This is a genomic window from Mesorhizobium sp. M4A.F.Ca.ET.050.02.1.1, assembly GCF_003997725.1.
Taxonomy (GTDB): Bacteria; Pseudomonadota; Alphaproteobacteria; order Rhizobiales; family Rhizobiaceae; genus Mesorhizobium.
Window position 1 is genome coordinate 1 of the sequence record NZ_RZSG01000354.1, and the last position, 5,959, is coordinate 5,959.

Here is a 5,959-nt window from a genome sequence, read left to right on the forward strand (position 1 = left end):
CCCCTATCACGGTTGGCGCTATGACGGCGAAGGCCGCTGCACCGCCATTCCCGGTCATGTCGGCGAGATGCCGCATTACCGCGTGCGTCGCTACGGCGTCATCGAGCGCGACGGCGTCGTCTTCGTCTCGTCGGGAACGCCGCAGGGCGAGCCCTATCTCCACTGCATGCAGGGTCGGGACCTCGTCGTGCGGCGGGTGCGCAGCTCGACGCAGTCGACGGTGATCGACGCGGCCGAAAACATCCTCGATGCCACCCATACCCACTTCACCCACAAGGGCCTGCTGCGCGGCCTGAGCTCGCGACGCCATCTCGTGCGCGTCGAGGTGACCGGCGGCGAGGGCTGGGTCGAGGCCTGCTACACCGGCGAGGATCGGCAGCAGGGGCTGATCAGCCGGCTGCTGGAGGGTGAGCGCGCGAGAACAATCGGCCGCTTCCGCCATCCCGGCATCGCCGAACTGGAATATTGGAGCAAGGATGGGCTGGCCCTCGCCACCACCTTCCATCTGCGCCAGGCCGACGAGCGCACCGTCGAGGGCGTCGGCTGGTTGACCGGCCCGCGCCAGGGCTTGCTCGGCAGGATAAAGGCATTTGCCTTCAAGCCGCTGTTCAACGTCGCCCTGCAGCAGGATCGCCGCGTGCTGAAATCGGCGAGCGACAACGCCCGTTTCGCCCCGCCGGCGCTGCCGGTGATCGGTCCGCTGGATTTCCTGCGCCACGACATCGCCGCGATTATGGCCGGGAACCTGCCGCCGGCGGCAAGCGAGCCAAGAGTGCATCAGATCGAGCTGTGACGGCAGGCGGAAGGACCGTCGCATTCCTTCGCCCTCCTGCCGACGTCACTCGTCCGGCCCGTTCCATTCGATGTCGCGCGTCGATGCCGCCTGCAGGCTGATGCGCTCTCGAAGCGCAACGCCTGCGATCTCGCCCAGCGCCGCCCATTGCGCCTTCACCGGCGCCGGATCATCAGGCCAGTCGAGCAGTTCCTCGACCTCACGCATCGCCTTGCGGAAGCGGCCGAGGCCACCGCAGCGCAAGGCCGCCGGCAGCCCGTAGATCCACATGGCGAGCCGCGCGGTCTGGGGCGCGGTGACATCGGGTCTGACCTCGGGCCCGTCTCCCAGCACCGCGTTCGCAAAGCGCGCCGGATCGCGGAAGAAATGCAGCCCGCTGACGGCGCGCGGGTTGCATTCCAGCGGCAGAACCGTTCCGTCTGCCTGCCGCATCAGGTCGAAGGAGATCTGTCCGGTCCATGACGTGGCGGCGACGATGCGCTCGACCAGCCGCCGCGCGGCCGCGTCCTCGACCGGCTCGAACAAGACGCCGGCACCCTTGCCGGCGCGATAGAGCGATCGGTAGAGCGAGAATGCCTTTAGCCTGCCGCCGCGCGCCACCGCATAGGCGCTGATCTCCTCGCCGGGCACGAAGCGCTGCGCCACCCAGGGCGCGGCGGGCGAGGGATTGACGGCATCGAGTGCGCCGGGCGAGGGGCGCAAAAGCACCTGGCTGGCAAAGCGCGACCACACCGGTTTGAACACCAATTCGCGCGCGCGGCCGCGCATGGCCCCCAGATCGTCGCGCGATTGCAGCAGCACCGTTTCCGGCACCGCCAGGCCGAGCCGTTCGGCCAGCCGGATGAAGGCATGTTTGTTGTGGACTTCGGCGAGCAACTCGATGCCGGGCGCGAACAGGCGCGCCGGGATCGCGCGGTCGCGCCAGGCGAGCGCCTGATGGAAAACCTCCTCGCAGGTCGGGATGACCAGGCCGATCCCTTCGGCGCGCACCAGCGCCTCGACCGCCTCGGCGTAGGCCGCCGGCTCGAAGCGCGGTCGCGGCAGGCGGTAGTAGCGTGCGCAGGCCACGCTGGCGGCAGCAATCGGGCGGGCAGGTGTGTCGGCGAGGATTACCCGGTGTCCGGCGCCATACAGCAGCCGCGTCAGATGCAGCGCCACCGGCGCGCGCGCTCCGGTGACGAGTATTGAGCTATCGGGCACGGGATACTGGCATCGGTGAGGCTACTGCGGTCATTGCGGTTGTCGGAACCGTTGCGCGAAATCGCCGCGCTTGGCAACGCAGCCGCGCGGTGTACTGTGCGCCGGTTCGGGCCGTCCAAAGCTGGCGATGCTGGGAAGCGAGCAGCGCCAGGATGAGGGCGGCGCTCAGCAAGGGATGGGACAGCCACCGTTCCGCAGCGGTCAGCCCTGCTCTTCAGCGTCATCGTTGCCTTCCAGTTTTTTGCGTAGTGCCGTGATCACGCCGTGCATGGTGTTGATGTCCTCGACGGCAAGCCCGTCGGCGAGGGTGTTGATCCAGGGGGCCTGCAGGCGCATGGCCGCGTCGTAGGCTTCGCGCCCGTCGTCGGTCAGCACGACAAGCTGCGCCCGCCGGTGATGCGGGTTGATCCTGAAGGCGACCAGTCCTTCGCCCTCGAGGTCGTTGACGATGCGCTGCACGTTCTGGCGGTTGGCGCCGAGATCGCGCGCCAGCCACGCCACCGGCTGCGGACGCTCGGCGGCGACGATGGCTCCCAGCACCTGCCAGCGGGCGCTGGTCAGGCCGAGATCGGCGACCAGCCTGTCGCCGGCAGCGCTGATGCGGCTGTTCAGCCTGAACAGGTCGAGAATGAGATCGCTCAAAGCCTTGCCGGTCGGTGTTCGCTTTGTATCGGGCATTTGTCACCTTATATCTATGTTGACATCATGTTGTCAAATGTATATGTATGCATCATAACAGATTGACATCATAACACCAATTGAAGGAGCCTCCCATGACCCATATGCGCCCCCTCGACCCTGCTTTCCCGATCGACCGCCAGGTCGCGATCGACGCCGCCCCCGTCGTGCTGGTGAACGTGTTCACGCTCGACAAGGCCGACGAGCAAACCTTCCTCGACGTCTGGCAGGACGACGCTGTCTTCATGAAGCAGCAGCCGGGTTTCATCTCGACCCAGCTTCACCGCGCGATCGGCGAAAGCCCGACCTACCTGAACTATGCCGTGTGGGAATCGACCGCCGCCTTCCGCGCCGCTTTCTCCCATCCGCAGTTCAGGGCGAAGATCTCGGCCTATCCGTCCTCGGCTGTGGCTTCGCCGCATCTGTTCCAGAAGGTCTCGGTGCCCGGCATCTGCGTGGCCTAGTCGAAGCGGGCAGGAGGCGCCGCATGCCGGGGCGCTCCGGCAGCTAGGCAAGCCTATTAGCTTCGACTAATAGCTTCGGGTGGAAGGCTTGAGGGCGTCATCCAATGAAGGTCAATGTAGTCTACGCGCATCCGGCGGCCGACAGTTATTTGGCATCGCTTCACCAGCGCGTCGTCAAGACGCTCAAGGCAAGAGGCGACGAGGTCATCGACTTTGACCTCTACGAGATGAAGTTCGACCCGACGATGCAGCCCGAGGAATGGCGTGGCCACTATGATCCCACCCAGGCGCCGAAGGATCTGCAACTCTATATCGATGCGTTGCGGTGGGCAGAGGCGTGTGTGTTCTGCTTTCCGACCTGGTGGTCAGGCATGCCCGCTATCTTGAAAGGCTATTTCGATCGGGTGTGGCGCCCAGGCATCGCTTACGAGGTGCCGCCGGATGACGGCCTGCTCAAGCCGGCGCTGCTCAACATCCGCCGCATGGGCGTGGTCACCACATGCGGGTCGCCGTGGTGGTACACCAAACTCTATATGCAGAACCCCGGAAAGAAGGTGCTGCTGCGCGGACTGAAGACCATGTGCGGCCGGGGCGTGCGGCATCTGTACCTGTCGCGATACTCCGTTCACAGCATATCGGACGAAAAGCGGGAAATGTTCGCGCGCGACGTGGAGCGTCGCTTCGATACGTTCTGAGTTCCATTGGTGCACCCGACCGATCCTCGTCACGCCCGCTGTCATCTGTCTGTCATGTTGCGTTACTAAGCATCCTCAAATCCGGATTTAAGGATATATGGATGGACAGGGAAGCGGCCCTTCGCGCCTTGGCGGCGCTTGGTCAGAACACGCGCCTGGAGGTTTTCCGCCTTCTGGTGAAGACCGGGGCGGGCGGCCTGCCGGCGGGCGAGATCGCCGCGCGGCTCGAAATCGTCCAGAACACCATGTCGGCGCATTTGAAGGTGCTCGACCATGCCGGACTGGTCCGCGCGGCGCGAGAAGGGCGCGTGATCCGCTACGTCGCCGACATGACCGGCTTTCGCGACCTGCTTGCCTATCTCATGGAGGATTGCTGCAGCGGCGCGCCGGAACTCTGCCAGCCGGTCCTCCAGGCCGTGACCTGCAAATGCTAGCAATCCAACACATGCGGACCCGCCCATGATTGTCGATCTTCCCCGCCGTCTCGCCGCCGAGGCGCTCGGCACCGCCATGCTGGTCGCAGCCGTCGTCGGCTCGGGCATCATGGCCGATCGTCTCACCGACGACGTCGCGCTTTCCCTGCTCGGCGACACGCTGCCGACCGGCGCTATCCTGGTGGTGCTGATCACAGTCCTCGGCCCGATCTCCGGCGCCCATTTCAATCCGGCCGTGACGCTGGTGTTCGGGCTGAGGCGCGAGATCAGCTGGCATGCCGCACTTTGCTATGTCGTCGCCCAGTTGCTCGGCGGCCTCGCCGGCACGGTCGTCGCGCATGCCATGTTCGGCCTGCCTCTCGTCGAACTGTCGACGACGGTGCGGAGCGGGGCGGGGCAGTGGATCGCCGAACTGGTTGCGAGTTTCGGGCTGGTCTTCACCATTCTCGCCGGCCTGCGTTTTCGCGGCGATGCCATTCCTTGGCTGGTCGGGCTCTACATCACCGCGGCCTATTGGTTCACGGCCTCGACCTCCTTTGCCAATCCGGCAGTGGCCATTGCACGCGCCTTCTCCAACACCTTTTCCGGCATCCGGCCGCTCGACGTCCCCGCCTTCATCGTCGCCGAATTGCTAGGCGCGCTGCTTGCGCTGGCGCTGGCCGGCTGGCTGCTTGCTGAACCGAAACCTGAGATGAGAGCCGCCGAATGACCATCACCATCTATCACAACCCTGCCTGCGGCACCTCGCGCAACACGCTGGCGATCATCCGGCAGTCGGGCGAGGAGCCCGAGGTGATCGAATATCTGCAGACGCCGCCGTCGCGCGAAAAGCTCGTCGAGCTGATCGCCGCCATGGCGATGACGCCGCGCCAGCTGCTGCGCGAAAAGGGTACGCCCTATGCCGAGCTCGATCTTGGCAATCCCAAATGGAGCGACGACGAGATCCTCGATTTCATGCTGGCGCATCCGATCCTGATCAATCGGCCGATCGTGGTGACGCCGAAAGGCACGATACTGGCGCGGCCGTCGGAAGCGGTGCTCGACATCCTGTCCAATCCCGACATCGGCCCGTTCACCAAGGAGGACGGCGAGGTGGTGATCGGCGCCGACGGCAAGCGGGTCGTCTGACGTAGCACCGAAAGGCGCTCGCCTCTCAGTCTGGATTTGCGGATCTGGTGCTTGCCGCTCGCGAGCGATCGAAGTCCAGGACGACCGGGTGCTGAAACAAGGCATGGAGGATTATCGGCATTCCGATCGCGCTGGGCAGAACCCAAAATGCAATAGTTGGAAGCTCCCTCCACAAGGGCAGGTTCTTGCCGTTATCGAGGTAAAATGCGGTAAGCATTACGACGTAGGACATCCCCATGCCGGTGAGATGCAGCCTGGGCCATTGGCGCCAGTGTCGTCGGGCGGCCATGCGCCCGAAATAGGCAGATGCGAAAGAAATGCATCCCAGCGCGAACAGGTGGTAGTTTTCCGCCCAGCGCAGGAGCGACAAGGCGCTCATAGACACGAACACGCCGAACAGGCACCAAAAGTAAATGCTGCCGAAGTTCGAGTGCCGGCCGCGCCCCTTTTGGGCGAACATCGCGGCAGCGCCGGTGGTCAAGGCGGCAAGCCCAAACAGAATATGGACACCTACAACTCCCAGAAACACCGGATCGATGGACGGAATTGGGATGCCCAGGACGATGG

9 protein-coding genes are annotated in these 5,959 nt (G+C 64.8%); 6 read left to right on the forward strand and 3 right to left on the reverse strand.

Features of this window, described 5'->3' with window-relative positions; genetic code table 11:
- On the forward strand, nucleotides 1-793 hold a 793-nt coding region (locus tag EOA33_RS21205; protein ID WP_127406486.1), incomplete at its 5' end, for a (2Fe-2S)-binding protein.
- A 45-nt stretch (nucleotides 794-838) separates the two neighbouring features.
- Here the strand turns inward: EOA33_RS21205 and EOA33_RS21210 are convergent.
- Together EOA33_RS21210 and EOA33_RS21215 are read right to left on the reverse strand one after the other, a co-directional pair.
- Nucleotides 839-1,993 carry a hypothetical protein gene (locus tag EOA33_RS21210; RefSeq protein WP_127406487.1) on the reverse strand — a complete coding sequence of 385 codons (1,155 nt, stop codon included), beginning with the start codon at nucleotides 1,991-1,993 and terminating at the stop codon, nucleotides 839-841.
- 201 nt (nucleotides 1,994-2,194) lie between these two features.
- Complete coding sequence (locus EOA33_RS21215; RefSeq protein WP_126055631.1) at nucleotides 2,195-2,671, reverse strand: MarR family winged helix-turn-helix transcriptional regulator; 477 nt, start codon at nucleotides 2,669-2,671, stop codon at nucleotides 2,195-2,197.
- A 95-nt stretch (nucleotides 2,672-2,766) separates the two neighbouring features.
- Between EOA33_RS21215 and EOA33_RS21220 the strand changes: the two genes are divergently transcribed.
- The 5 genes from EOA33_RS21220 to arsC all read left to right on the forward strand — a co-directional run bounded on the left by EOA33_RS21220 (nucleotide 2,767) and on the right by arsC (nucleotide 5,392).
- Entirely contained in the window at nucleotides 2,767-3,135 is a 369-nt protein-coding gene (locus tag EOA33_RS21220; protein WP_127406488.1) for an antibiotic biosynthesis monooxygenase family protein, read from the forward strand.
- A gap of 104 nt (nucleotides 3,136-3,239) precedes the next feature.
- Entirely contained in the window at nucleotides 3,240-3,830 is a 591-nt protein-coding gene (locus EOA33_RS21225; protein ID WP_127406489.1) for an NAD(P)H-dependent oxidoreductase, read from the forward strand.
- Nucleotides 3,831-3,931: 101 nt separating this feature from the next.
- Nucleotides 3,932-4,264, forward strand: a complete 333-nt coding sequence (locus tag EOA33_RS21230; RefSeq protein WP_127406490.1) for a metalloregulator ArsR/SmtB family transcription factor — start codon at nucleotides 3,932-3,934, stop codon at nucleotides 4,262-4,264.
- Between the two features lie 25 nt (nucleotides 4,265-4,289).
- A complete protein-coding gene (locus EOA33_RS21235) occupies nucleotides 4,290-4,973 on the forward strand; it encodes an MIP/aquaporin family protein (protein ID WP_127406491.1) in 684 nt (227 codons plus the stop codon).
- Nucleotides 4,970-5,392: an arsenate reductase (glutaredoxin) gene (gene arsC, locus EOA33_RS21240; RefSeq protein WP_127406492.1), complete on the forward strand. Its 423-nt coding sequence runs from the start codon at nucleotides 4,970-4,972 to the stop codon at nucleotides 5,390-5,392. The genes EOA33_RS21235 and arsC overlap by 4 nt, the downstream gene beginning before the upstream one ends.
- 25 nt (nucleotides 5,393-5,417) lie before the next feature.
- Here the strand turns inward: arsC and EOA33_RS21245 are convergent.
- Nucleotides 5,418-5,959 (reverse strand): hypothetical protein (locus EOA33_RS21245; RefSeq protein ID WP_190234324.1); only part of this gene is annotated, 542 nt, incomplete at its 5' end.